Origin of the sequence: Ensifer sp. ENS08 (assembly GCF_014852195.1) — a bacterium.
Taxonomy (GTDB): domain Bacteria; phylum Pseudomonadota; class Alphaproteobacteria; order Rhizobiales; family Rhizobiaceae; genus Ensifer; species Ensifer adhaerens.
In genome coordinates, this window is the sequence record NZ_JACVBF010000021.1 from 61,963 (window position 1) to 87,912 (window position 25,950).

The window sequence follows — 25,950 nt, forward strand, 5'->3', positions numbered from 1 at the left end:
GATATTTTTAGGATATCTAAAAACGATTGACAGGAAATCGGGCCGCGCCCTAGCTTGAGGAGAGACGAGAAGGGGACAGACAGTGACGACGGACCATGCCAGCGGCGCTTCGACCGGCGAGGCAGAAACGCCGCCGCTCGGCGATCGCCTGCGCCAACGGCGAAAGGCCCTGAAGATGACGCTTCAAGAGGTCGCCGACGAGGCCGGTTTTTCCGTCGGCTTCATCTCGCAGATCGAGCGCGGCATCACCGTCCCGTCGCTGACCTCGCTGATCGCTGTCTGCCGGACCTTGAAAGTCGAGGCCGGCAGCTTCCTCAATCCGCCGAAGGTGGCGACGCCATTTACCCGGCGCGAACACCGTCCGGTCTATGGGCTCGGCGGAGAAAGCGGCAAGGCCGTCTCCTATGAGCGGCTCTCCGCCTCCTTTCCCGGCAACGTGCTCAGAAGCACTATTATCCACGAGCCGCCCGGCCATCGCAGCGAGCCAATGTCGCATGAGGGAGAGGAAATCTTCTTCATCCTGAAGGGAGCGTTGACGCTGGAGGTGGACGGCGAAGCGATGGTTCTCGAAGCGGGCGATTCCGCTCATTTCCCGTCGCTGCGCACCCATACGATGTGGAACCACACCAGTGAGCCGACCACGATCCTGCACACCTGCACCATGGACGTCTTCGGCGACGGAGCGCCCTCAGGAAGCCCCACCGACAGCCTCGCCGTGACCCGGGCCGAGAACCGGCTCGAGGGGATCGCCGAAGGCAAGTGACGGGCGCCACAGCCAGCGCCGCCACGAGTTCTTAGAACATATCGCCCCATCGCTGGCCTTACGGCAGGAGCACCAAGGCGCCTGTCGTCTGGCGTCCTTCGAGCCGGCGATGCGCCTCGGCTGCCTCGGCCAATGGCAGTCGCGCGTGCACGCGGATATTGACCGCGCCGCGCGCGACAACGTCGAAGAGATCCTTGCTCATCGCCAGCACGTCCTCGCGTCGCGATAGATGCGCCGGTAACAGCGGCCAGGTGGCATAAAGCGATCCCTTCTGCGCCAGCGTCGTGATGTCGAAGGGAGGGATCGAGCCGGAAGCGGCGCCGAAACTGACGAAATGACCGAAGGGGCGCAGGCTGTCGAGCGAACCTTCGAACGTCGCCTTGCCGATGCTGTCGTAGACGACGTCGACCCCCTCGCCTTCGGTGATTTCGAGCACGCGCGTTGCAAAGTTCTCCTTGCCGTAGTCGATCACGTAGTCCGCACCATTGGCCCGCGCCAGTTCGGCCTTCTCCGGCGAACCGACGGTGCCAATGACCTTTGCCCCAAGATGTTTCGCCCATTGCGTCAGGATCAGGCCGACACCGCCCGCGGCCGCATGAACGAGGAGGGTGTGGCCGGCCTCGACCCGGAAGGTGCGACGCAACAGATATTGCGCCGTCAGCCCTTTCAGCATCATCGCCGCACCCGTCTCGAAGTCGATATCCTCAGGCAGATGCACGAGGACACGGGCCGGCACATTGTGTTCCTCGGCATAGGCTCCGAGCGCCTCGGCATAGGCAACGCGGTCACCCGGCTTGAAGCCCTCGACATCGGGCCCGACAGAGACCACCTCTCCGGCTCCCTCCTTACCTGGGATGAATGGAAGCTGCGGCGGCGGGTAGGCGCCGCTGCGCAAATAGATGTCGACGAAGTTGACGCCGATCGCCCGGTTGCGCACGCGCACTTCCCCCGGGCCGGGTTCGCCGAGTTCGAAATTTTCGTAGGCGAGCACATCGGGCCCGCCGTGCTGATGCACGCGGATAGCTTTCATGGATCTGGTCCTCTGGTTGAGTTGGCTGGTCCTGGCAGCCTCCAGGCGGCGGCCGATGCCGATCTGCCTGATGCTGCCTCGCCTTCCTCGCTGATCACATCTGACAGATAGCCATGCGTGAGTTACCCGTGTAGACTGATATCAATGACAACAGAGTTCAAACTTCATGATATCTGACCAGATTGGCATCGACCTCCTTCGCAGCTTCGTCGCGGTCTGCCGGCAGGGTAGCCTGAACCGCGTCGCCACCCAGACCGGCCGCACGCAATCGGCGCTGAGCATGCAGATGCGCCGGCTCGAAGATCTGCTCGGCCGACAACTCTTCACCCGCACCGGTCGCGGCGTCGTGCCGACACCCGAAGGCGAATTGTTCCTCGGATACGCCACGCGCATGCTCGCGCTTGGCGACGAAGCGGCGGCGCGGCTGCGGCAGGCTGACCTGAGCGGTGGCGTGCGGGTCGGGCTGGCCGAGGAAGTGGCAACGACGGCGCTGCCCGAAGCGCTCGGTCGACTGCGGCGCGGCTACCAGGAGATCCGGCTCGACGTGGTGGTCGAGCAATGCGTGGCGCTTGGAAAGACCTGGCCTGAAGGCGACCTCGATATCATGGTCGTGCCGACCTCCGTGATCACAGCCGACGCCCTCACCACCTGGAATGTGGAGCTGCAATGGGTCTGCGCGACGGACTACGCCTTCGACGAGACCCGACCGATCGACCTTGTTGCCTTCGCCGCACCCTGCCTCTGGCGCCGACGCATGATCGAGACCTTGGCCGACCAGGGCCGGGAACACCGGATCACTTTTACCAGCCAGAGCATCACGGCGCTGCAGGCCGCGATCGAGAACGGGCTCGGCATTGGTTTGCTTCCGCCGGACGCGATACGCGCGGGCACGATGCGGGCGCTGCCCGCCTCGTCAGCCGTACCGAAGCCGTTTGCCGTCCAGTATGGGCTTTTTGCCAGGGATCGGCGATCGGCCGTCGTCGATTGCGCGATCAGCGTGCTGCTCGAAGGCTTGCCGATCGCTTCAAGGACCTAACGTCCTTCGCGGCTGAGCGCGGCGCTCACCCGCCCCAGGTTGTCTCCAGCACGCGGATCCAGTTGCCGTGGCAGATCTTTACGAGTGCCGCATCGTCATAGCCGCGGGTGCGCAGCAGGTCGACGAGCAGCGGCAGATCGGCCGCGCTGCGCATCGCAGCAGGGATGGCCGTACCGTCGAAGTCAGAGCCGAGCGCCACATGATCGATACCGATACGCTCGACGATATAGTCGATGTGGTCGACAAGGAGCGAGAGCGGCGTATCCGTGTTCCTGGTCCCGTCCGCGCGCAGGAAAAGGACGCCGAAGTTGATGCCGGCCAAACCGCCGGTGTCCCTGATCGCGTCGAGCTGACGGTCCGTCAGGTTGCGGCTATGCGGGCAGAGCGCGTGCACGTTGGAATGGGAGGCGACGAGCGGCGCCTGCGACAGCGCGGCGATGTCCCAGAAGCCCTGCTCGTTCATGTGCGAGAGATCAAGCATGATCTTCAGCTCGTTGCAGGCGCGCACGAGATCCTTGCCGGCCTCGCTGAGGCCTGGACCGATATCGGGTGAAGAGGGAAAGCGGAAGGGAACGCCATAGGCAAAGAGGTTCGGCCGGCTCCAGACGGGGCCGAGCGTGCGCAGACCCGCGGCGTGAAGCACATAGAGCGCGTCGAGATCGGCGCCGACCGCCTCGATACCCTCGATGTGCAGCACCGAGGCAAAGGCACCCTTGTCCATGGCGGCGCGGATATCGGCAGCACTTCGGCAAATCTTCAGCCGGCCCTCCGACTGGCGTTCGATCCGCATCAGCAGGCTCGTCATGCCGAGCGTGGCTTCGAGTGCGCTTTGTTGATCGGGCGTTGCAAACTCGCCGCTGCCATCCTTGGCAAGGCCGGGCGAGGCGACGTAGACGGCGCAGAGGCCGCCGGCAAGGCCACCCGCCGCGGCCTTGTCGAGATCGATATGCCCGGTATCGACGCCATCGAGGAAGCGGCGCTCGGCAGCGCCGCCCGGCGAACGCCAGAGCCGCGACAGCACGTCGTTATGTCCGTCAAAGACCGGGATTTTCGCTTGCGTCGCCAATTCTGGATCGCCTTCTCAACCTGTTGTCCTCAAGTGCGACTCATGGATAGTCGCCGACGGACCATAGACATTGGGTGCGGGAACCGCACCCTTTTTCCCCGCCGGCCTAACGCAATGCAGGCGGGCCGGGCAAATGCAAACCGTGCATAGGCCCTGCCGGAATCGGAATTGGCGGCACGAGGTTCTGTCGTGCTTAGTCGGAGATACGCGTGGGAAACCACTGCGACCAGAATTGGAGAATGAACATGACGAAGCCGGCATCGCTGGATTGGCAAGCCGCCGAAGCGGCTGCGAGACGCCTGACCGCACAATGGGTGGCAGACGAACCGGGCGGCGCGGTCATCGGCTTCGATGCATCCGGACCGCGCTTCTCGCATGCGGCCGGCGTCGAGAGCCTCGCGACATCCGCGCCGTTCACGCTCGACAGCGTCGTGCGCTATGCGTCCCTCACCAAGCACGTCTTCTCAGCGATGGTGCTCGCCCATGCCGACCTTATCGGTCTCGACGAACCGCTCGGCCAGCATCTTCCGGAACTGCGGTCGCCACTTGCGGACGTGACGGTCGGGCAGGCGCTCGACATGAGTGGCGGCCTGCCGGATACCCGCGAATGCCTGTCGTTGCTCGGCCTTTCCGTCTACACGGAGACCAAGGCCGGACCGCTGCTGGAGTACCTCTCACGCCTGGAGCGGCTGAACTTTGACGCCGGCACCGAGGTCTCATACTCCAACACCGGCTATCGCCTCATCGAAGCGGCTTTGGAGCGCAAGGGCTTCCGCTTCGACGATTTCGTCCAACGGGAAATCGCGGCCCCGCTTGGCATCGCGCTGAAGGCGCCGGATGTCTGGAACGATCCGGTGAGGGACCTCGTTCCCGGCTACTGGCACTCGGGCGAAACCTGGCAGCTTTCTGCCGCTGGCCTGCACATTTCCGCATCGGGCAGCCTCACCGGCAGCGCCGGGGCGCTTGCCACCTGGCTGCAGGCGCTGCTCGGTGGCGAAGGCCACTTCGCCGGTCTTCTGCAGAAGTTGCAGGCGCCCCGATATCTCGCCGACGGGCGACCAACAGGATACGGGCTCGGCCTGCGCAACTCGTCGCTCGGCGGCCGCGAATTCGTTGGCCATGGCGGTTCACATCCCGGCTACAAGACCTATTTCCTCCTCGATCCCGAAACGCGCGCCGGCTTCGTCGTCGTCTCCAACCGCGAGGACACCAACGGTTACAAGATCGCGCTCGAAAGCATGGCAGCGCTCACCGGCATTCCTCTGCCGACCCCGGCAGCCGATCTCGGCGACGGTCTCTACGTGACGGAGGCCGGTCCGTGGTGGGTCGAGGTCAAGGGCAGCACCTGTACCTATCTCGATGCGGATGAGACGCTCTATGACGACGGCGACGGCTGGGCCTCGTCGCGCTCGGCCTCATCCCCTCTCCGGCTGCGCCGCGACGGCTCCGCCCTTGTCGGCGAGGTCGGCCATTCCGTGCGACGCTTCCTTCCAGCGGCGACGCATGAGCCGCTGCCGGCGTCGCTCTCCGGGGTCTGGCGCTCCGACGAAAGGGCGGAATTCACGGTCGAGAACGGCGCGGTCCTGATGGGCGTCGGCCCCGTACGTCAGACCATGAAGCTCACTCCCCTTGGCAATGGTCGCTTCCTGTTCACGCTGAGCGATGGGCCCTGGGTCAAGCGCATCTGTCTGCATCTCCTCGGGCCCGATCACCTCGAACTGGTGACAAGCCGAGCCCGGATGATCGAATATCGCCGCCGCGCCTGATTTTTCTTGATGACGCGCGGGCGCTGCCACAAAAGAAGTCCGGTCGCCGGCGAATGACGGACCGGACTTCAGGAGTGCATGCCCGTGGAAATCAAATGGCTTGAGGACTTTCTGGCGCTCGCCAGCACGCTGAACTTCTCAAAGGCAGCGGACGAGCGCCATGTCACCCAATCCGCCTTCAGCCGCCGCATCCGGCAGTTGGAGGCCTGGCTCGGCGCCACGCTCGTCGACCGCGCGACCTATCCTTCGCGCCTGACGGAGGCGGGGTCGAAATTCGTGCCGGTCGCGCAGGAGACTCTGAAACAGCTCTACCAGGCAAGGCGCAATCTGCAGCAGGAGGAAGGCTCCGACGCCCGCACCATCAAGCTGACAGCGCTGCACACGCTCTCCTTCACCTTCTTTCCCGCATGGATGACACGGGTCAACGCCCGGAGCGGGCCGCTCTTCTCCCGACTTCGCCCCGATTCCGGCAGCATGGAGGAAAACCTCAACTCGCTTGTCGACGGCGAATGCGACTTCCTGCTGACCTACGCCCATACCCAGGTCCCGCACCTGCTCGACCCGCAGGCCTTCGAACATCGCGTGCTCGGCCACGAACGCATCATCCCCGTTTCGGCGGCGAATGAAGCGGGGGAGCCCCTGCACCGGCTGGAAGGCGGCACGAAGCCGTTCCCGCATCTGAGCTACGAAAAATCGTCGTTCTTCGGCCAGCTTCTGGATGATCTGATCGGGCGCGAGCTGCCGCCGGCGCAAAGGGTGCACGAAGGCAGCATGTCGGTGGGGCTGAAAGCCATGGCCGAATCCGGATGGGGCATCGCCTGGGTGCCCGAAAGCCTGATGACGGATGAGCTGGCGAACGGCTCGCTGGTCAGGGCCGCCGACCCGCGCTGGGACGTCAGTGTCGAGATCCGGCTCTATCGCGCCAAGGAAAACCGCCGCCCGATCGTCGGCCGCGTCTGGCAGGGCCTGGAAGCTGTCGCCTAAGCGACAGCCCTGGCCCGCACGGGCGAGCTAGATCGCCGTCTGTCGTGCGCGCTCCAGATAGAGCTCGCGCAGGCGCTTGACCACCGGGCCAGGCTCACCGCTGCCGACGGCCTTGCCGTCGATGCGGGTGATCGGCGCAACGAAGTTCGAAGCGCTGGTGAGGCACGCTTCGCGGGCGTTGAGCGCCTCTTCGAGCGTGAAGGGGCGTTCTTCCAGCGTCATTCCCTGTTCGGCGGCGAGCGCGAGAGCGGCGAGCCGGGTGCAGCCGGGCAGCGTCTTGTGGCTGTTGCCGCGCGTGACGATGCGGTTGTCCGCGGTGACGATATAGGCGGTGGAGGAAGCACCTTCCGTCACGAACCCATCCTCGATCATCCACGCCTCATCGCAGCCTTCAGCCTTGGCGATGCGCTTGGCGATCACCTGCGGCAGCAGGCACACACTCTTGATGTCGCGGCGCGCCCAGCGCTGGTCGGGCACGGTCTTGACCGACAGCCCCTTGGTGGTGGCAGTCACCAGCGTCTTTGCCTGGGTGAAGAGCACCAGCGTCGGCTTGATATCCTCGGAGAACAGAAAGTTCCGGTCCTCGGCGCCCCGGGTGAGCTGCAGATAGACCATGCCTTCGACAAGGCCGTTCTCTTCGATCAGCCGCTTTTCGATCGCGACGATCTCGTCGGTCGATACAGGCAAAGGCACATCGATTTCACGCGCGCAGCGCTCCAGGCGCGCCATATGCGATGCGCTGTCGATCAGCTTGCCCTCAAGCACGGCGGTGACCTCGTAGATGCCATCACCGAAGAGGAAGCCGCGATCGAAGATCGAGAGACGCGCCTCGTTCTCGGGCAAAAACTCGCCGTTGAGATAGACGGTGCGGATGGACGGCTGGGACATGTAGGCTCCGTAAAAATTGGTTTGGCAGAGGCGCATGGACCGCAACACCGAACGCGATCCAGGGGCACAAATCAGTGTTCGCTGAGCGCGCGAAGCCGTTCGAGCGAGATCGCCTCGACCGTGCTCGGCTTGCCGTTCGCGGCATTGAAACCATGCGTCGTGCGGGCCATGGTCAGCGAATTGAGGATGGCCTCCTCCGTCGCCTCGATGGCCGCTTCGAAGAGCGGCGATATTAGGTCGTTTGGAAGATCGGGATAGTCGGCAATCGCGGCCCGGCGCGCCTTGGTGCGACGAACGGCGGCAGCCGTCGAGAAGGCGAGCGCATAATCGCCGGAACCATTGCTGAGCGCGGCGCCGGTGCGGGCCAGGCCGCCGAAGGCGCGTTCGGCCAGACGCTTGAGGTTGCGGGAAGAGAGCGGCGCATCGGTCGCGATCACGATGACGATCGAACCGTCGCGGTCGTGTGCCGCCGGCGCCTCATAGGCACGACCGCAGACGGTGAGCCGGCCGCCATAATTGGATTGGACGAGCACGCCGAGCGTAAAGACCTCGCCTGCCGCCTTCACAAGTCGCGAGCTCGTACCGATGCCGCCCTTCAGCCCGAAGGCCACCGTGCCGGTTCCGGCACCGACAGCCCCCTCCTCGACGGCACCGGTCTTCGCGGCGGCAAGGGCGGCGCCGATCTCGTCGATCGTCGGGCGACCGGCGCGGATATCGTTGAGGCGGGAGTCGTTGGTCTCGCCGACGACCGCGTTCAGCGACACGACCTTCTCGTTGCCCGGCTGCGCCAGCGTCCAGCGATTGACGGCCTCGATGGCGCGTCCCGTCGCCAGCGTGTTGGTGAGAACGACGGGCGTTTCCAGCTCGCCGAGCTCCTCTACCTGGGTGGAGCCCGCAAACTTGCCGAAGCCGTTGAGCACAGCGAAGCCGGCCGGCACCTTGTCCTGAAAGAGGTTGCCGTCATGAGGCAGTATGGCGGTGGCGCCGGTGCGGATGCAGTCGGCCTCGACAACGGTGGCATGGCCCACCGCGACACCCATCACATCGGTGATCGCATTGAGCGGTCCGGGTTCGTAAGCCCCCGGGCGGAAACCGATGTCGCGAAGCCGTAAATGCTTGATATTTGTCATTTTTCGCCGTTTTCCTCACCCATCACCGCGGTCGCGAAGCAGTCATTTCGTCGCAGGCGACCCTACCTGTATCGGCGGCAAAACGGCATCGCAAAAATGGAATAGTTTCATGAGAAGCCTGCAACGCCGCCCTTCGCGGTCGGTCGTGGAGCTATGAGCCGAATGCGACTTTTCCGCATGGGCCCATGGGTCAGCGCGGCGACTGATAGTCGAGTGAAATAAAGCAGTTGCAACCATAAGAAACAGTTCATAAGTTCGCCTCGTCTTTGGCAAGGGAGCCTCCCATCCATGACGAAGCCGCTTGATGCAACCTCAGGCAGGTCTCAGCAGACGACGCCCGAAATGGCGACACGGCCGAGCCTCGGCATCTGGGCTTGCTCCGCGCTCGTCGTCGGCAACATCATCGGCTCCGGCTTCTATCTCTCTCCCGCCGCACTCGCGCCCTACGGCGCCGCAGCCCTCGTCGGCTGGGTCTGCATGGCGGTTGCCGCCATGTGCCTCGGCCTTGTGTTTGCGCGGCTCGCAGGCGTCAGGCCCGCGACCGGCGGCCCCTACGCCTACAGTCGCATGGCTTTCGGTCCGTTTGCCGGCTTTCTGGTCGCCTGGGCCTACTGGATCTCGATCTGGGCGTCGCTGCCGGCGATCGCCATGGCCTTCACCGGTTATCTCGGCGTGTTCTTCCCGAACCTTCAGCATATGCCGGGCGGCTTCACGGCGGTTTCGCTCGCCGCCATGTGGCTGGTTGCCGCCATCAACATGTTCGGCGTCAGGAGCGCCGGGCGTTTCCAGATCGTGACCGTCGGATTGAAACTCCTTCCCTTCATCGCGATTGCGCTTCTCGGCCTCTTCTGGATCGAGCCGCAGAACCTGACACCCATCAACCCGAGCGGGCTGTCCATGCTCGGTCTGATCTCCGCGACCGCACCGTTGACGATGTTCGCCTTTCTCGGCATCGAGTCTGCCACCGTTCCGGCCGGCGATGTCGACGATCCGAAACGCACGATCCCGCGGGCGACCGTGCTCGGCACGCTCTGCTGCGGCCTCATCTTCATCCTAGGCACGCTCGTGGTCATGGGCACGGTCCCGCGCGAAACGCTTGCGCGTTCCGCCGCTCCCTTCTCCGATGCGGCCTTCATGATGTGGGGCTGGTGGGGGAGCACGCTGGTTGCGGCCGCCGTCGTTCTTTCGTCGATCGGCGCGCTCAACGGCTGGACGCTGCTGATGGCTCAGGTGCCGATGGCAGCGGCCCGCGATGGGCTGTTCCCTCCAGTTTTCGGGCGCCTTTCCAGCCGTGGCGTGCCGCAGTGGGGTATCGTCCTCTCGATGCTGCTTGCTTCGGCCCTTCTCGTTCTGCAGACCTCGGGCGTGTCGGGACTGATGGCCGTCTATAGGTTCGCCGTCGACCTTTCGACCACCGCAGCCATGGTGCCTTACGTCTTCTGCAGCCTCGTCGAGGGCGCGCTGTTCCTGGCACTCACACGTCCGCGCGACGAGGAATGGGGCGGCTTCCGCCTTGGCCCCTACAAGCCTTATGCCCTGGTCGCTTTCATCTTTTCGCTTTGGACGGTCTACGGCAGCGGACCTCAGGCGGGCCTCTGGTGCCTGCTGCTGCTGCTCGTGGCACTGCCCGTCTACCTGTCAGTCGAAAGGAAGGAGCCGTCCACTGGCTGACGTCAAAAAGAATACCCCCACCTGCACCTAGCACCGAACTAGAGAGAGGATTGGATATGAGCATGTTAAACAGGGGTCACCGCCGTCTCGGCATGAAAGCACTCGTCCTGGATGACGAAATCAGCGAGGAAAGTGCTGCAGGCCGCGCCGTCCGGTCGCTGATCGCAGAACTCGAACGCCGCCAGATCGAAGTAGTCACCGCGGAAAGCGCGGATGATGGCATCGCGGTGATCCGGTCGGACCCCGCTCTCCAATGCGTATTGGTCGACTGGGATCTCGGGTCGGACGGCCACGAACAATCGATCGGCGTCGTCGAGGCGCTGCGCAAGCGCAACGGCACCGTTCCGCTGCTGCTGCTCGCCGACCGCAGCGTCGCCTCGTCGGTTCCGGCCGATATCATGGCGAAGGTCGACGATTTCGTCTGGATGCTCGAAGACACGATGGACTTCGTCGGCGGCCGTATCCAGGCGGCAATCGAGCGCTATCGTTCGACCGTGCTGCCGCCAATGTTCAAGGCGCTCGCCCAGTTCTCCCAGGTGCACGAATACTCCTGGCACACGCCCGGACACACCGGCGGCACGGGTTTCCTGAAGTCGCCGCCCGGCCGCGCCTTCTTCGAGTTCTTCGGCGAACCGCTGCTGCGCTCGGATCTCTCGATCTCGGTCGGTGAACTCGGATCTCTGCTCGACCATTCCGGCCCGATCGGCGCCAGTGAAAAATACGCTGCCCGCGTCTTCGGCTCGCACCGCAGCTACCACGTCACCAACGGCTCCTCGACCTCCAACCGCGTCATTCTGATGGCGAGCGTCAGCCGCGACCAGATCGCGCTGTGCGACCGCAATTGCCACAAGTCGGCCGAACACGCGATGACCATGTCGGGCGCCGTGCCGACCTATCTGGTGCCGACCCGGAACCACTACGGCATCATCGGGCCGATCCCGCCGGAACGGCTGACCGCGGTCGCGATCCGCAAGGCGATCGACCAGAACCCGCTTGCCGCGGACCTTTCGGACAAGGAGCCAAAGCACGCCATCATCACCAACTCGACCTATGACGGTCTTTGCTACAACGTGACCCGCGTCGAGGAACTGCTCGGCGCCAGCGTCGACCGCCTGCATTTCGACGAGGCCTGGTACGGCTACGCCCGCTTCAACCCGATCTATCGCGACCGCCACGCAATGCACGGTGATCCGAAGGCGCATACGGCCGACAAGCCGACGGTCTTTGCCACCCAGTCGACGCACAAGCTGCTGGCGGCCCTTTCTCAGGCGTCCTTCATTCACGTACGCGACGGCCGCAAGCCGATCCCGCATGGCATTTTCAACGAGACGTTCATGATGCACGCCTCGACCTCGCCGAACTACGCGATCATTGCCTCGAACGACGTCTCGGCGGCGATGATGGACGGGCCCGGCGGCGCGGCGCTCACCAACGAGTCGATCGAGGAAGCCGTGGCGTTCCGCCTGATGATGTCGCGGCTGGCCAACGACGCGGCAGAGCGCGGTGACTGGTTCTTCGATTGCTGGCAGCCGGATACGGTGCGCGACCCGAAAACCGGCCGCACAAGCCCCTTCCATGAAGCCTCGCCGGAATCCCTCGCGACCGATCCGTCCTGCTGGGTGCTGAAGCCCGGGGCAGCGTGGCACGGCTTCGGCGAGATCGAGGACGGCTATTGCATGCTCGATCCGATCAAGGTCTCGATCGTCACACCGGGTGTTGCGCCCGGCGGCGGGCTGATGTCGGTGGGCATCCCCGCAAGCCTCGTCACCGCCTATCTCGATGCCCGCGGCATCGTTGTCGAGAAGACGACCGACTTCACCATCCTCTTCCTCTTCTCGCTCGGCATCACCAAGGGCAAATGGGGCTCGCTTGTCAGCGCGCTTTGCGACTTCAAGCGCGACTACGACGCCAACCTCACGCTCGAAGTGGCCATCCCGTCGCTGATCGAGGACCACCCGGAACGTTACGCCGGCATGGGTCTCAAGGATCTCGCCGACACAATGTTCCAGGCGATGGACCAGCTGAAGACCACCGCCTCCATGGCCGCCGGCTTCTCTGTCCTGCCACATCCGGACCTGAGCCCGGTGCGCGCCTATGAGCGGCTGGTGCGCGGCGAGGTGGAACAGGTGACGCTCGACCATCTGGCCGGCCGCACGGTCGCAACGGGCGTCGTGCCCTATCCGCCCGGCATCCCGCTGCTGATGCCGGGCGAAAACGCTGGGCCCGCCGATGGTCCGGTCCTCGGCTACCTCAAGGCGCTGGAGGCCTATGATCTCCGGTTCCCGGGCTTCACCCATGACACGCACGGGGTGGAGGTCGAGGACGGCCTCTATCGCGTCTATGTGTTGACCCGCTGACCCGGCTTCAGGAGCGAGAACAATGCCTGCTGTCGATACGGCCTCCAAAACCACATCCGCGGGCGTCGCGGAATCCGCCAAGATCGGCCTCGTGCCCGCGACCCTGATGGTCGCGGGCAACATGATGGGCTCCGGCGTCTTCATGCTGCCGGCAAACCTTGCCGCAGTCGGCTCCATCGCCGTCTTCGGATGGCTGATCACGATTGCCGGCGCGATCGCGCTGGCTTTGACCTTCGCCAAGCTGGCAGCGATCGACCCCGCCGCCGGCGGACCCTACGCCTATACGCGCAAGGCCTTCGGCGACTACATGGGCTACCAGACGAACCTCATCTACTGGCTCGCCAACGTCGTGGGTAACGTCGGTCTGGCGGTCGCCGGTCTCGGTTACCTCACCGCCTTCTTTCCGATGCTGCGCGATCCGCTCGTCTCGGCGCTGGCGCAGGTGGCGCTCATCTGGTTCTTCACCTACGCCAACATTCTCGGGCCGAACGTCGTCGGGCGGCTGCAATCCTTTACCACCTCCTTCGCCCTGGTGCCGATCCTCGGCATGGCGATCTTCGGCTGGTTCTGGTTCTCGCCGGCGACCTTCTCCGAGGGCTGGAACGTATCGGGCAAGGACAGCTGGGCGGCGATCATGGCGACGCTCAACTTCACGCTCTGGGCCTTCATCGGTGTCGAAAGCGCGTCGGTCTCGGCGGGCGTCGTGCGCGACCCGCAGCGCAACGTGCCGATCGCAACCGTCGGCGGCGTCATTCTCGCGGCCGTTGCCTATATCCTGTCGTCGACGGTGATCATGGGCATGATCCCGAACAAGGAGCTGATCGCGTCTTCGGCACCTTTCGCAGACGCCGCGCGGTTGGCCCTCGGCGATACCGCAGGTGCCGTCGTTGCGATCTGCGCCGCACTCGGCTGCCTGGGCTCGCTTGCAGGCTGGACGCTGCTCGTCGGTCAGACCGCGAAAGCTGCGGCCGACGACGGCCTCTTCGGCTCGATCTTCGCCAAGGTCAATTCCAAGGGCGTGCCCTCGGCCGGCCTTGCGATCGTCGCCGTCATCATGACCGTGCAGGTCTTCGCCACGATGTCGCCGACCGCCAGCGAGCAGTTCGGCAAGATCGCCTCGATCGCAGTGATCATGACGCTGCTGCCCTATATCTACTCGGCGATCTCCATCAAGGTGCTCGGCTACAAGAAGATGCCGGCAAGCACCTACAATTGGTACGTCATCATCGGCCTTGCGGCGGCGATCTACAGCCTGGTGGCGCTCATCGGCTCCGACGGCGAACAGACGCGCTGGTCGCTGATCTTCGTGATCTCGACGATCGTGTTCTACTCGGCAGCGATCACCCGCAAGCGCGAGATCGACGAGAAGCACATCGATCCGGGTGGGCACGCCCCGACCTGGATCCGCTATGTCACCGTGACCGTGACCATTGCCGCGCTCGTCGCGCTCTTCTGGGTCTCGGTCGGCCGCCATCGCGCCGAGACGCTGCGCACCCGCTCGCCGGTACCACCGGTGGAAAGCACCACGCAGCCAGCCGCCGGGTCTCCGGCGGCAATGCTGCCGGCTGAACAGCAGCCAGCTCAGTGACAAAGTAAGGGGCGGTGATGCGACGACCGCCCCTCGCGCTATACCCTGGGGAACCCAAGCGAAATGTCCCAAAGCGGACACCGCGTTCTGCCATTGGGCACCCGTCCCCACTCCCCGCCGCTCAGGCCGGGGCGATAGGCGGCGAAGCAAGCCGACGAAATACGGCATCTGCCGTATTTCCCAAAGCCACGCGCGAGGCTAGCGTTCGCGCGCCCGTGCCGTAAATTTCCGTTTTCCTTCAATACGATGCGCAACGGACGCGCCGTGATGCCGGGTATTGGGGAATGTCTTGGAAAAGTATTGTCGTAGCGTCATCCATGTCATCACACTCCTGTTGTTGACCGCAGTGCCATCCCTTGCGCTCGCGCAGGATGCGGGCGACCCCGGCGATCCGGCAACGTGGCGTACACCAGAGTTCAACGCCCAGTGGGGACTGGCAACTATCCACGCTGAATATGCCTACATGCTGGGCTACGACGGCAGCGGCATCAAGGTCGGCGTGGTCGACAGCGGCCTCGACATTACCCACCCGGAGTTTGCCGGACGCTATGTAGAGGGTATCACCTATGATCCGGAGAAGCCTTGGACGTTCGTAGGGGAGGGTCACGGCACAACGGTCGCCTCGGTCATCGCCGCCAATCGCGATGGGGTCGGCATGCACGGTGTTGCCCCGCGCGCGACCATCGTTCAGGCAGGGGCATCCGACATACCGGGCTACATCAACAATGCTGCCGCCAACTACGGAATCCGTACACTCGTCGACCGCGGCGTGAAGATCATCAACAACAGTTATGGCGACGGCTTCATTACAGAAATGACGGCCGACCGGGCCGAAGCGACGCTCTCAAACAATCTGTCCGCCTATCGCTACGCGGTTTCGCGTGGTGCACTTCTCGTCTTCGCAGCGATGAACGACGGCGCGGCACAGCCGTCCATCGATGCGGGTCTCCCCTATCTTTTCCCGGAGCTGGAACAGGGCTGGCTCGCCGTGGTGGCGACCAGTCCTACACACATGCCCGATTGGTCGAACAGGTGTGGCGTTGCATTAAATTGGTGTCTTGCCGCACCTGGTGGAGACGACGCCACGCGCTGGGACCCGGAAAGAGGCGAATGGGTCTGGGCCAATCCTCAGGACAACATCATGGTCGCCGTCCCCGGTGGAGGATACAGCAGGGAAAACGGCACATCCCTGGCTGCACCGTTCGTGGCCGGAACGGCCGCGCTGGTCGCGCAGGCATTCCCGTACATGACGATGGACCAGGTCCGCCAAGTCCTGTTGGGAACGGCCATCGACTATGGCGACCGGGGCGTCGATCCCGTGTTTGGCTATGGCATGGTCAACGCCGGGCGGGCAGTGCGAGGTCCGGGCAAGTTCGACTGGGGTGATTTCCACGCCGTGATCGAGGACGGCGAAAGCGCATGGTCCAATAACATCACCGGCGCGGGAGGGCTGATCAAGTCGGGCGACGGCATATTGATCTTGGCCGGTGACAGCACCTATCACGGCTCCACACGCGTCGATGGTGGCTTCCTGGCGATTGCCGGCAGCATTGCCTCCGAGACCTTTGCTGACGGAAACGGCATACTCTCCGGCAACGGTACCATCTACGGCAATGTCGACAACAACGGCGCCGTCAATCCGGGCTGGGGCCGCAGGGGCGGCACGCTGACCGTGGCCGGCAACTATCGCCAGTCGGGCGACGGCTGGTTCCTCGTCAATCTCGACGCACCCGATGGCACGAGCCGGCTCGACGTCACCGGCACGGCCGAAATCGCCGGTGCAGTCGACGTCAGGGTCCGGCCCGAAAATTACAAGGGCGACGGCCGCCACACCATTCTCTCCGCGGTCGGCGGCGTGACCGGGCGGTTCGAGCACGACTGCGGCTGCTACGCCTTCCTCGACCTCTCGCTCGCCTACGAGCCGAGCGCGGTCTACCTCGACGTCGCCCGCAACGGCGTTGCCTTCGCGGACTTTGCCGAGACCCGCAACGCCGCCGCGGCTGCCTTTGCCGTCGAGCGGCTCGGTATCGGCGGGACGCTCCACGATCTCGCCGTCACCCTCGACGGACAAACCGCAGCCGACCTCTTCGGACAGCTGCCGGGCGACGTTCACAGCTCGACCGTCACGGGCCTCATCGAAAACAGCCAGCTCATCGGCAACCGGATGAACGACCGGCTGCGTGCAGCCTTTGAAACTGTCGGCGCCACGGCGCGGCCGATCGTTAACACCGACGAGATCACCACGGCATCGATTTCTTCGCCAGAAACCATGGGCGCGTGGGGCTCGGCGTTCGGGTCCTGGGGGGATACCGACGGCGACGGCAATGCAGCCGACCTGTCGCGGTCCATAGGCGGCTTCGTCGCCGGTCTCGATGGCGACATCGGTAGCGACTGGCGGCTCGGCTTCCTCGGCGGCTACAGCCATTCCAGCTTCAAGGTCGACGACCGCCGCTCGCGGGCCTCGAGCGACAACTACCACCTCGGTGTCTATGGCGGTGGGACCTGGGGCAGTTTGTCGTTCCGATCCGGCCTTGCCTACACCTTTAGCGAGATCGACAGCAGCCGGCTCGTCGTTTCGCCAGCGCTCGTCGACAGCCTGACTGCGGATTACCGCGCCGGCACCACGCAGGTGTTTGGCGAACTCGGATATGATTTCAGGGCCGGCGATTTCGCGTTCGAGCCCTTCGCCAACCTCGCCTATGTCAACGTGCACACCAATGGGTTCAAGGAGAAGGGCGGTGCGGCAGCGCTCTCCGTTCATGGCGGCTCCAGCGACATGGCCTTCACCACAACGGGACTTCGCGCGTCTGCCGATTTCGAGCTCGGGGCCGCAAAGGCGACGGCGCGCGGTATGATCGGCTGGCGGCATGCCTATGGCGACATCACCCCTGCGCTCGCCCAGGCATTCTCCGGCAGCGAGGCCTTCTCGGTCGCCGGTGCGCCCATCGCGCGCGACGGCGCCATCCTCGAGGCCGGTATCGATTCCGCGCTGACGCCAGCATCGACGCTCAGCGTTTCCTATCAGGGTCAGATCGCCTCGACGGCCCGGGAGCACGGGGTCCGAGCCGGTCTCAATGTCAAGTTCTGAGGTTTCGCGACCGAAAGCGGATCAGGATGCCAGTTGATCCGCTGACATAGTCAGGCTGCGCGAATGGCTTGGCGGCGCGCCCATTATCTTGCGGAAGGCGCGGCTGAACGACGCCTCGGAATCGTAGCCCAGACGATTGGCGACATGGGCGACCCGTTTGCCCTCGCGCAGCCACTGATGCGCCTGGTGCATGCGCATGCGTGCCACGTAGCGGGCCGGTGTCTCGCCGACCGTATCGGCGAAGCGCTGGGCAAAACCGGAGCGCGACGCCCCCATGAGCTTTGCCAGTTCCGGCACTGTCCAGTCCTTCGTCGGGTCGAGATGGATGGCGGCGAGCACCCGGCCCACCTCCGGATGGCGCACGGCTGCAAGCCAGCCGGTTGACGTGCCGCAACCGTGTTCCACCCAGGCGCGGATGATCGTGGCGGTCAGCACGTCGGCAAGGCGCGCCAGGATACCGCCCGCACCGACGCGCTGCATCGCGGCCTCCCGCGTCATGGTATCGAGAAGCGACGGGATCGACGGCTCACTCTTGGCAAGGTCGCTGGTGCGCATCACCGACGGCATCAGTTGCAAGAGCGGATGGAGCCGGTCGACGTTGAACTGCATCACCGCGAAGAACAGGAGGTTCTGGCTGTCCGAGTTGGGGCACTGCACATCGACGATGCCGTCGCAAAGCTGCCGTTTCGGCAGGTCGCGGATCGATATCGTCGGCAGGCCGGGCTTGCTCGCGAGCACGTGCGCATCGCCCCGCGGCAACAGCACGGCATCCCCGGGCGTCAACTCCATCCACGAACCATCTGGCGATTGCAGATGGGCGGAACCGGAGGCAAGAAAATGAAATCGTGCCGGTTCCTGTTCGGGATAGGAGGTCGCCCATGGCGCGCAGGGCTGGCAGCGCCCATATTCGACACCGTCGAGCCTGAGGCCGCGCAGGATCTCCGTCAGCGCATCGCTCATATTACATCTCACCTTTGGACAAACAGCACAGTGTTTTGGATTTTCTAGCATAGAAACTCCAGATGGCCATGCATATTTTCATCATCACATGCAAAGGAGATGAAAGTCATGGATGGTATTGTCGCCAAGCCCACGGGACAGGCGGATGAACGGGACAAGCCCTTGTGGGCGGCTGTCGTTTCCCTGTCGCTCGGGGTCTTCGGCCTGGTCACGGCAGAGTTTCTGCCGGCAAGCCTGCTGACGCCGATGTCGGCGGATCTCGGCGTGACCGTCGGCGCCGCCGGCCAGTCGGTCACCACTACGGCCGTGGTCGCGGCCATCGCCGGCCCGGCGATCGTCGTCTATACCGGACGTTTCGACCGCCGCAACGTGCTCTTGTCCCTAACCGCGCTGCTCATCGTTTCCAGCCTGATCGCCGGTTTCGCGTCCAGCCTTTCGATGCTGCTCGTCGCCCGTTTCCTCCTCGGCATCGGCCTAGGCGGTTTCTGGGCGCTGTCTTTGGCGCTCGCCATGCGGCTCGTTCCCGGCCGGCTGATGCCGCGGGCGATGGCAATCGTGATGTCCGGCGTCTCGATCGCAACCGTCTGCGCGGCCCCGGTCGGCGCCTGGATCGGCGCGACGCTCGGCTGGCGCTACGCCTTCCTGCTTGCCGCCGCCGTCGGCATCGTCACCTTCATCGTCCAGGCGCTAACGGTTCCGCGCCTGCCTCCCATCGGCACAACCGGCCTCGACACGATCCTCAACGTCCTGAAGCGCCCGGCGATCCGGCTCGGCCTTGCGACCATCCTCTTGGTCGTCACCGGCCACTTTGCCGGCTTCACCTATGTCCGCCCGTTCCTTGAACAGGTGCCGCAGTTCGGCGTCGAGGCGATAACCGCGATCCTGCTCGCCTTCGGCATCGGCGGCTTCTTCGGCAACATTGCCGGCGGCTTCCTCGCCGAGCGCAGCACGCGGCTCTCGATGATGTCGGCGGCCGCCGGCGTCGCTGCCACCACGCTGGTCCTGGCCCTGGCGGGCGCGCTGCCGGCCGTCGCCATCGTCGCCACGGCGGCCTGGGGCTTCGCCTTCGGCGCCCTGCCGGTCAGCGTCCAGTCGTTCCTGAGCCGTGCGGCCGGTGATGAGGCCGAAGGTGCTGGAGCGGCGACGCTCACCACCTTCCAGATCGCCATTTCCACCGGGGCGATCCTCGGCGGCCTCCTTGTCGAACTGCAGGGCCCGGCCGGCGTCTTCCTCTTTGCGGCGGTTGCCGCGATGCTCGGCACCTCACTGGTTTCGGTCTATCGCGAGCGGGCTCTTCAACCGGCGGAGTAACAACATCCGCGCCAGCTTGGTGCGAGAGTGGCAACTCGCACTCGCGCCTGCCGGGCTCGGAAGAGTCCGGCAGGCAAGAATGTTTTAGGTGCAGCGCGGCGATCCGTGACGTCTGGCAACAGGCGCTGCACGCAGTGGGGCGCTGTTGCGGAAGGGGGTTTGGTCAGGACAACGACATGCCCCCATCCGTGTCGGAAGGATCAATTCCCCGGAAGCCGCCGCTCCTTCCAGGCAGCTTTCGGCACTTCGCCACCGATGGCAATGCTGAAGGAGGTCACTTCGGTCGCATCTTCATTGACGACGCAATTGAAGTCGACGTCGTACCAGTTCGATTTGTTCTGGTAGGCCCCACCGCTGGCGTCCATACGGTTTTTGGCGATGAAGCCACCCCTCGGCCCGAAGGGCACCAGTCCTTCGGGCGGGGTATCCGGCCGCTGGCTGCGGATCTGCTCCAGCGCCTCGAGATTGCACAGTTGCAGGATCCGCCTCTTGACCGGCAGGTTGATCAGGGCCTGTTTCACCCGCGGATCGGCAATCGATTTTGCAGAATAAAGTTCTTTTGCTTTCGTCAATTTGCTTGGAACGGGCTTGAGTTCGACCTTTGCCGCAGCATCGGCCGGCTTTGCCTTTGCCGTCCCGTCTTCCGATTTGACCGTCTGCGGCTTGGCGTCAGGCGTTTCTTCTGCTTCAGGCTTGGCTTCGGCTACCGTCGCCGCTGCCTTTTCATCCGCCTTCTGTGTGGCGCTGTCAGTGGATCTCGCAGGCACGGCAAGCGTTGACGGGGGTTTCGGTTCCTTGACCGGTTCTTTTTTCTCGGTCGAGGACACGGTTGCCGGCTTATCCGCCGGCTTTGCCTTGTCATCCACCGCCTTTGCCGGCTCGGACGCCTCCGTCTTTTTCTCCGTCTCGCGCGCAGCCGGCGGAAGCTCTGCCTCCTTGTTGTCCTGCTTGGTCTTGGCCATGGCCGAGGCGAAGGATTGCGGCAGTTGCTGCGCCGGCTTGGGTTGCGGCTTCGGGTCTGCCTTCGGCTGGGGCTTGGGTTTGGGCTGCGGCTTTGGCTGTTCAGCCTTCTTCTCTTCGCCCTTTTTCGGCCCCGCCTTCTTCTGCTCTGCCTGTTTCTGCTCGGCCTTCTTCGGCTCCTTCGCCTCTGCTGGCGGCGGAACGAGCTCGACGTTGACGGTCTGCTCCTTCGGCGGCGTCGGCAGCTCGAAGGGCAGGTCGTACAAAAGAAAAAGGGCTACGACGAGGTGCAGGGCGACCGACACCGGCGCGCCCCATCCCATCCGTTCCCGCCAATTTCCCGCAAAAAGCTGCATCGCCAAGGAGATAAACCAATCGACGGGCGGAACCTAGGAGCTTCCGCCGATCTCAACAAGAGGCATAGGCCTGCATATGCAGCCGGAGGTTCGCGCTGCAGCTTGCGGGCCATCGATCGTGGGCGAATGAAATTGACGCCTTCGGGGGTCGCCGCCATCAACCGCTGGCTTCTTGTCAAAAACGTTCCCGGCAAAAACGAGGCGGCGAAATCTGTTTCGGGCCACGCGCCAATTTCGCACAAAAATACCTATTATATAATTTCTATAGATTTAATTTTTACTCACGCCCGAACGGCTTCGCCCGGTGGCGCAATGACATTCTTTTGGCTTTGGGGACCCTCATGCAGCGAACTTCCACTCACCGAAAACTTTTCACAAAAGCCTTTGCCGCGACGGCAGCGCTGGCGGCGGGCCTCATCGCCACCTCGGCGCTTGCCGGCGAAACGCTCGACAAGATCAAGGCGCGCGGCGTCATCAAGGTCGGCGTCGGCACCACGCCGGGCTTCTTCTCACCCGACAGCAACGGCCGCTGGCAGGGCTTCTTCGTCGATTTCGGCCGCGCCATCGCCATCACCGTCTTCAACGATGCCGAAAAGGTCGAGTTCACCAACTCGTCGCCGCAGCAGCGTCTGCCGGCGCTGCAGTCGGGCGAGTTCGACATCCTGCTTTCCGGCGTGACCCAGACGGTGAGCCGCGCCTTCAAGCTTGGCTTCCACTTCGGCCCCGTCGTCTTCTACGACGGCCAGGGACTGCTGGTGCGCAAGGACCTTGGCGTAGCCAAGGGCGAGGAACTCGACGGCGCAACGATCGGCGTCCAGAGCGGCACGACCGGCGAACTCAACATCGCCGACTTCTTCCGCAAGACCGGCAAGGCTTTCACGCCGGTCACGATCGAGGAAACCGGCGAGTTCCTGAAGGCGCTCGACTCGGGCCGCGTCGACGCCCTGACCCAGGACGCGACCGACCTTGCGGCCAAGCGCACCCAGCTTTCCAAGCCCGACGATTACGTGCTTCTGCCCGAGCGCCTGTCGAAGGAGCCCTTGGCGCCGGCGATCCGCGCCGGTGACGACCAGTGGCTCGAAATCGTCAACTGGACCGTTTACGCGACGATCCAGGCCGAAGAGTTCGGCATCACCAAGGAGAACGTCGACACGTTCCTTGCGAGCGAGGATCCGGCGATCAAGCGCTTCCTCGGCGTCGATCCGTCGCTCGGCGAAGCGATCGGCCTCGATCCGAAATTCGCCTACAACATCGTCAAGACCGTCGGCAACTACGGCGAGATCTTCGAGCGCAACGTCGGCAAGGGCACGCCGCTCAACTTCGAGCGCGGCTACAACCAGCCCTGGACGGCCGGCGGCCTGCTCTATTCGCCGCCGTTCCGTTGAGCCGGTTCATGGTCCTTCCCATGACACGCCAACTCCAACCGGGCCCTTCGGGGCCCGGACCCGTCTCGCGCCTCCTGTCCTGGATCGGGCCGCTGCCTTTGCAGCAAGGCCTGCTCTTTGTCGGCGTGCTGCTGCTCTTTGCCTTTCTCGGCCAGAACACCGCCGAGAGCATGCACCGCATGGGACTGACGCCGGGCTTTGCCTTCCTCTCCCATCAGGCCAATTTCGAGATCGGCGAAAGCGTTCTTCCTTACGCGGCCGGCGACAGCTACGCCCGGGCGCTTGCCGCCGGCATCGCCAATACCGTCAAGGTCGCGCTCGTCGGATGTCTGCTTGCAACCGTGCTCGGTGTCGCACTCGGCATCTTCAGGCTGTCCGGCAATCTGCTGCTAGCGACCTTCGCCCATGGCTATGTCGAGCTTCTGCGCAACACGCCTTTGTTGCTGCAACTGTTCCTGTGGAGTGCGATCATCCGCGCGCTTCCGCCGCCGCGCGGCGCCTATACGTTTCTGGACAGCGTCTATCTCAGCAATCGCGGCGTCTTTCTGCCCTCGCTTTCGGTCGACGGCCTGCCGGCCTCCGTATGGCTGCCCGCGGTGCTCCTGACCGTCTTCGCGGCACTCGTCATTTCCAGGCGCCTGCTGGTGGGCGCGACGTTCTATCTGCCGAAAGCCGCCGGCACCGTACTCGGCGCGTTGGCAATCTTCTATTTCGCTCTCGTATCCCTCGGCTTCAGCGCATCGGTCGAAGTGCCTGCCAAGGGCGGCTTCAACATTCGCGGCGGCCTATCGCTGACCCCGGAATTCGCCGCGCTGCTGATCGGCCTCGTCGTCAATGCCTCCGCTTCGATTTCCGAGATCGTGCGCAGCGGCATCCAGTCGGTGGCATCGGGTCAATGGGAAGCCGCTCGCGCACTCGGGCTGAAGCCCGCGCAGATCATGCGCCTCGTCGTACTGCCGCAGGCGCTTCGGGTGATCACGCCGCTGATGATTTCGAGCTTTCTCGATCTGACCAAGAATTCGAGCCTCGCGGTCGCAATTGGTTACCCCGATCTCGTCAGCGTCGCCAACACGACGGCCAACACCACCGGTCAGGCTCTAGAAGCGATCATCATCATCGGCGCCGTCTACCTGACGATCAGTCTTGCGGTTTCGGCCCTCATGAACCTCTACAACAGGCGCGTCGTTCTGCGCGGAGAAGGAAAACGATGAGCCAGATCGAACTTGCGCCGCCGGTCGCGCCCGACTGGCACCGCTGGCGTGAAGGCCTCTTCAACGGTCGGGCCAATGGCCTCGTCACGCTGGCGACGCTCGCCGCAATCCTCTGGATTGCACTTCCCTTTGTCCGCTGGGCCGTCATCGATGCCGTCTGGACCGGCACCGCGGCCGATTGCGCCACGGAAACGGCGGGCGCCTGCTGGGCGTTTGTCGGCGCCAAGTTTCGTTTCATGCTCTTCGCCTTCTTCCCGCCGCCGCTGCAATGGCGCCCGGCGCTGGTGATCGCCCTCATTGCTGCGCTCCTGACCGTCTCCGCCATTCCCCGTTTCTGGAGCTTCCGCCTGGTGCCGGTCTGGTTGCTGGCGCTCGTCGGCATCTGGCTGCTGATGGCGGGGACGTCGGGCTTGGAACCGGTCTCGACCAATCATTGGGGCGGGCTGCCGATCACGCTCACAGTCTCGATCGCCGGCCTTGCCTTCGCCTTTCCGATCGCGCTGCTGCTGGCGCTTGCCCGCCAGTCGGACATGGGGCTCGTGCGCTCCTTGGCCATTGCCTTCATCGAAGTGCTGCGCGGTGTGCCGATGATCGCCGTGCTCTATGTCGCCATACTGATCGTGCCGATGGCGCTACCGAGCGGCGCGGCCATCGACAAGCTGCTTCGGGCGCAGATCGGCGTCACCCTGTTCTTCTCGGCCTACCTCGCCGAGATCATCCGCGCCGGATTGCAGGTGATCCCGACGGGTCAGAAGGAGGCGGCGCTGTCGCTTGGCCTCAGCCGGATCCAGATGCTCCGGCTGGTGGTGCTGCCGCAGGCGCTGCGAGCCGTCATCCCGGCCATCGTCAACCTGTCGATCGGCATCGTGCTCAACACCTCGCTGCTTGCGGTCATCGGCATCTACGATCTGCTCAATGCCGCCAAGACCTCGGCCACCGATCCCGCCTGGCTCGGCTTTTACAGCGAGGCCTATATCTTCGCGGCATTGGTCTATTTCGCCATCTGCTTTTCCGGTTCGCGCTACAGCCTGTGGCTGGAGAAGAAGCTCAACGGCGCCCATCGCCGATAGCGGCATCTGACGGGGGTTGCGTGCCACGCGCCGCCGGGCCAAGAGTGCGCCGAAGCGAAATCTGTGACCGGGCAAAGCGCATGGGACAAAAGAACATCGCCGTCATTGGCGGCGGACCGAGCGGCTTGATGGCCGCCGAGGTGCTGTCCGAGCGCGGCCACGCGGTCACCGTCTATGACAGCATGCCGACGGTCGCGCGCAAATTTCTGCTGGCCGGCAAGTCGGGCCTGAACATCACCCATTCGGAGCCCTATACGGCCTTTGCGGAGCGCTTCGGCAATGCCTCGCCGCGATTGCGTGCGGCGCTGGACGCCTTCACGCCCGATGACATCAGGCAATGGGCGGCAGACCTCGGAACCAGGACCTTCGTCGGCTCCTCGGGCCGTGTCTTCCCGGAGGTGATGAAGGCGTCGCCGCTGCTGCGCGCCTGGCTCAAGTCGCTGGAAAGCCGAGGCGTTCGTATCCTGACGCGGCACCGCTGGACTGGCTTTGAAGGCAAAGCACCCGCGTTCGATACCCCGGACGGCAAGACGCTTGTCAGCGCAGATGCGACTCTGCTCGCCCTCGGCGGCGCCAGCTATCCGCGTCTCGGGTCGGATGCCGCCTGGGTTTCCTGGCTGGAACAGAGGGACGTGTCTGTCGCCAAATTCCAGCCCGCCAATTGCGGCTTCGACGTCGACTGGAGCGAGACCTTCCGCGATCGCTTTGCTGGCGCCGCGCTGAAGGGCGTCACCGCAACGTCGGAAGCCGGCACCGTCCCGGGCGAATTCGTCATCAGCAGGACCGGCATCGAAGGCAGCCTCGTCTACGCCCATACGAGCGCGCTCAGGGACCGGCTGTCGCGCGGCGAACTGGCCGACCTGGTGGTCGACCTCACCCCGGGACGTGGCGTCGGGAAATTGGCAAAAGACCTTGGCCGCCTCGACACCAAGACCAGCTTTTCCAACCGCCTGCGCAAGGGGGCCGGGCTCGAAGGGGTGAAAGCGGCGCTGCTGCGTGAGGTTTCGCCTGATGCCGCGCGCTTGCCGCCTCCAGAACTTGCGGCCTTGATCAAGGCGTTGCCAATCCCGCTCATCCGCCCACGCCCGATCGCCGAGGCCATCTCCTCCGCCGGCGGCATCGCCTGGTCCGCGATCGATGACGAATACATGTTAAGAGCGCTGCCCGGCACCTTCGTCGCCGGCGAAATGATCGATTGGGAAGCGCCGACCGGGGGCTATCTGCTGACCGCCTGCTTTGCCACAGGCCGTGCGGCGGCTCGCGGCCTCGATCGTTGGCTTAACCGGCCAGCATAAAAGATCGCCGCGCCTTTGGCAGGCGCGGCGATGGT

At 64.4% G+C, this 25,950-nt stretch carries 19 protein-coding genes; 13 read left to right on the forward strand and 6 right to left on the reverse strand.

What is annotated here, in order from left to right:
- Positions 1–82: 82 nt before the first annotated feature.
- On the forward strand, positions 83–763 hold the full coding sequence (locus tag IB272_RS30515) for an XRE family transcriptional regulator (protein ID WP_063891316.1): 681 nt from the start codon (positions 83–85) through the stop codon (positions 761–763).
- Positions 764–821: 58 nt separating this feature from the next.
- On the opposite strand, the gene IB272_RS30520 is transcribed toward IB272_RS30515, so the two are convergent.
- The gene (locus IB272_RS30520; RefSeq protein WP_034790126.1) at positions 822–1,793 is read right to left on the reverse strand and encodes a quinone oxidoreductase; all 972 of its coding nucleotides are present in this window, start codon (positions 1,791–1,793) and stop codon (positions 822–824) included.
- 166 nt (positions 1,794–1,959) lie between these two features.
- Between IB272_RS30520 and IB272_RS30525 the strand changes: the two genes are divergently transcribed.
- Positions 1,960–2,829 carry a LysR substrate-binding domain-containing protein gene (locus tag IB272_RS30525; RefSeq protein ID WP_060519931.1) on the forward strand — a complete coding sequence of 290 codons (870 nt, stop codon included), beginning with the start codon at positions 1,960–1,962 and terminating at the stop codon, positions 2,827–2,829.
- A 25-nt stretch (positions 2,830–2,854) separates the two neighbouring features.
- Here the strand turns inward: IB272_RS30525 and IB272_RS30530 are convergent, their stop codons facing one another.
- Entirely contained in the window at positions 2,855–3,895 is a 1,041-nt protein-coding gene (locus IB272_RS30530; protein ID WP_060519933.1) for a dipeptidase, read from the reverse strand.
- 245 nt (positions 3,896–4,140) lie between these two features.
- On the opposite strand from IB272_RS30530, the gene IB272_RS30535 reads away from it, so the two are divergent.
- Together IB272_RS30535 and IB272_RS30540 are read left to right on the forward strand one after the other, a co-directional pair.
- Positions 4,141–5,661, forward strand: a complete 1,521-nt coding sequence (locus tag IB272_RS30535) for a serine hydrolase domain-containing protein (RefSeq protein ID WP_113135508.1) — start codon at positions 4,141–4,143, stop codon at positions 5,659–5,661.
- Positions 5,662–5,745: 84 nt separating this feature from the next.
- Positions 5,746–6,645, forward strand: coding sequence for a LysR substrate-binding domain-containing protein (locus IB272_RS30540; RefSeq protein WP_060529169.1), 900 nt, complete (start codon positions 5,746–5,748; stop codon positions 6,643–6,645).
- Positions 6,646–6,672: 27 nt separating this feature from the next.
- On the opposite strand, the gene IB272_RS30545 is transcribed toward IB272_RS30540, so the two are convergent.
- Positions 6,673–7,533: a D-amino-acid transaminase gene (locus IB272_RS30545; protein ID WP_060529133.1), complete on the reverse strand. Its 861-nt coding sequence runs from the start codon at positions 7,531–7,533 to the stop codon at positions 6,673–6,675.
- Between the two features lie 71 nt (positions 7,534–7,604).
- The gene (locus IB272_RS30550) at positions 7,605–8,663 is read right to left on the reverse strand and encodes a P1 family peptidase (protein WP_089043667.1); all 1,059 of its coding nucleotides are present in this window, start codon (positions 8,661–8,663) and stop codon (positions 7,605–7,607) included.
- Between the two features lie 288 nt (positions 8,664–8,951).
- Between IB272_RS30550 and IB272_RS30555 the strand changes: the two genes are divergently transcribed.
- The 4 genes from IB272_RS30555 to IB272_RS30570 all read left to right on the forward strand — a co-directional run bounded on the left by IB272_RS30555 (position 8,952) and on the right by IB272_RS30570 (position 17,367).
- Positions 8,952–10,334, forward strand: coding sequence for an amino acid permease (locus IB272_RS30555; protein ID WP_246810481.1), 1,383 nt, complete (start codon positions 8,952–8,954; stop codon positions 10,332–10,334).
- A gap of 62 nt (positions 10,335–10,396) precedes the next feature.
- On the forward strand, positions 10,397–12,691 hold the full coding sequence (locus IB272_RS30560) for an Orn/Lys/Arg decarboxylase N-terminal domain-containing protein (RefSeq protein ID WP_210339541.1): 2,295 nt from the start codon (positions 10,397–10,399) through the stop codon (positions 12,689–12,691).
- Between the two features lie 22 nt (positions 12,692–12,713).
- Positions 12,714–14,279, forward strand: coding sequence for an arginine/agmatine antiporter (adiC, locus tag IB272_RS30565; protein ID WP_113135506.1), 1,566 nt, complete (start codon positions 12,714–12,716; stop codon positions 14,277–14,279).
- Positions 14,280–14,568: 289 nt separating this feature from the next.
- Positions 14,569–17,367 (forward strand): autotransporter serine protease, encoded by a 2,799-nt coding sequence (locus IB272_RS30570; RefSeq protein ID WP_162732975.1) that lies wholly within the window; start codon positions 14,569–14,571, stop codon positions 17,365–17,367.
- Between the two features lie 21 nt (positions 17,368–17,388).
- On the opposite strand, the gene IB272_RS30575 is transcribed toward IB272_RS30570, so the two are convergent.
- Positions 17,389–18,327 carry an AraC family transcriptional regulator gene (locus IB272_RS30575; protein WP_090299167.1) on the reverse strand — a complete coding sequence of 313 codons (939 nt, stop codon included), beginning with the start codon at positions 18,325–18,327 and terminating at the stop codon, positions 17,389–17,391.
- Between the two features lie 108 nt (positions 18,328–18,435).
- Here IB272_RS30575 and IB272_RS30580 point away from each other — a divergent pair, with 108 nt between their 5' ends.
- On the forward strand, positions 18,436–19,638 hold the full coding sequence (locus IB272_RS30580) for an MFS transporter (RefSeq protein ID WP_051659184.1): 1,203 nt from the start codon (positions 18,436–18,438) through the stop codon (positions 19,636–19,638).
- 200 nt (positions 19,639–19,838) lie between these two features.
- On the opposite strand, the gene IB272_RS30585 is transcribed toward IB272_RS30580, so the two are convergent.
- Entirely contained in the window at positions 19,839–20,921 is a 1,083-nt protein-coding gene (locus IB272_RS30585) for a DUF930 domain-containing protein (RefSeq protein ID WP_192445660.1), read from the reverse strand.
- A 374-nt stretch (positions 20,922–21,295) separates the two neighbouring features.
- On the opposite strand from IB272_RS30585, the gene IB272_RS30590 reads away from it, so the two are divergent.
- From IB272_RS30590 to IB272_RS30605, 4 genes are all read left to right on the forward strand, one after another.
- Positions 21,296–22,339, forward strand: coding sequence for an amino acid ABC transporter substrate-binding protein (locus IB272_RS30590; RefSeq protein WP_034790164.1), 1,044 nt, complete (start codon positions 21,296–21,298; stop codon positions 22,337–22,339).
- 20 nt (positions 22,340–22,359) lie between these two features.
- Entirely contained in the window at positions 22,360–23,550 is a 1,191-nt protein-coding gene (locus tag IB272_RS30595; RefSeq protein ID WP_060585823.1) for an ABC transporter permease subunit, read from the forward strand.
- Positions 23,547–24,620, forward strand: a complete 1,074-nt coding sequence (locus tag IB272_RS30600) for an amino acid ABC transporter permease (protein WP_192445661.1) — start codon at positions 23,547–23,549, stop codon at positions 24,618–24,620. The genes IB272_RS30595 and IB272_RS30600 overlap by 4 nt, the downstream gene beginning before the upstream one ends.
- An 80-nt stretch (positions 24,621–24,700) precedes the next feature.
- Entirely contained in the window at positions 24,701–25,915 is a 1,215-nt protein-coding gene (locus IB272_RS30605) for a TIGR03862 family flavoprotein (protein WP_060585749.1), read from the forward strand.
- Positions 25,916–25,950: the final 35 nt, after the last annotated feature.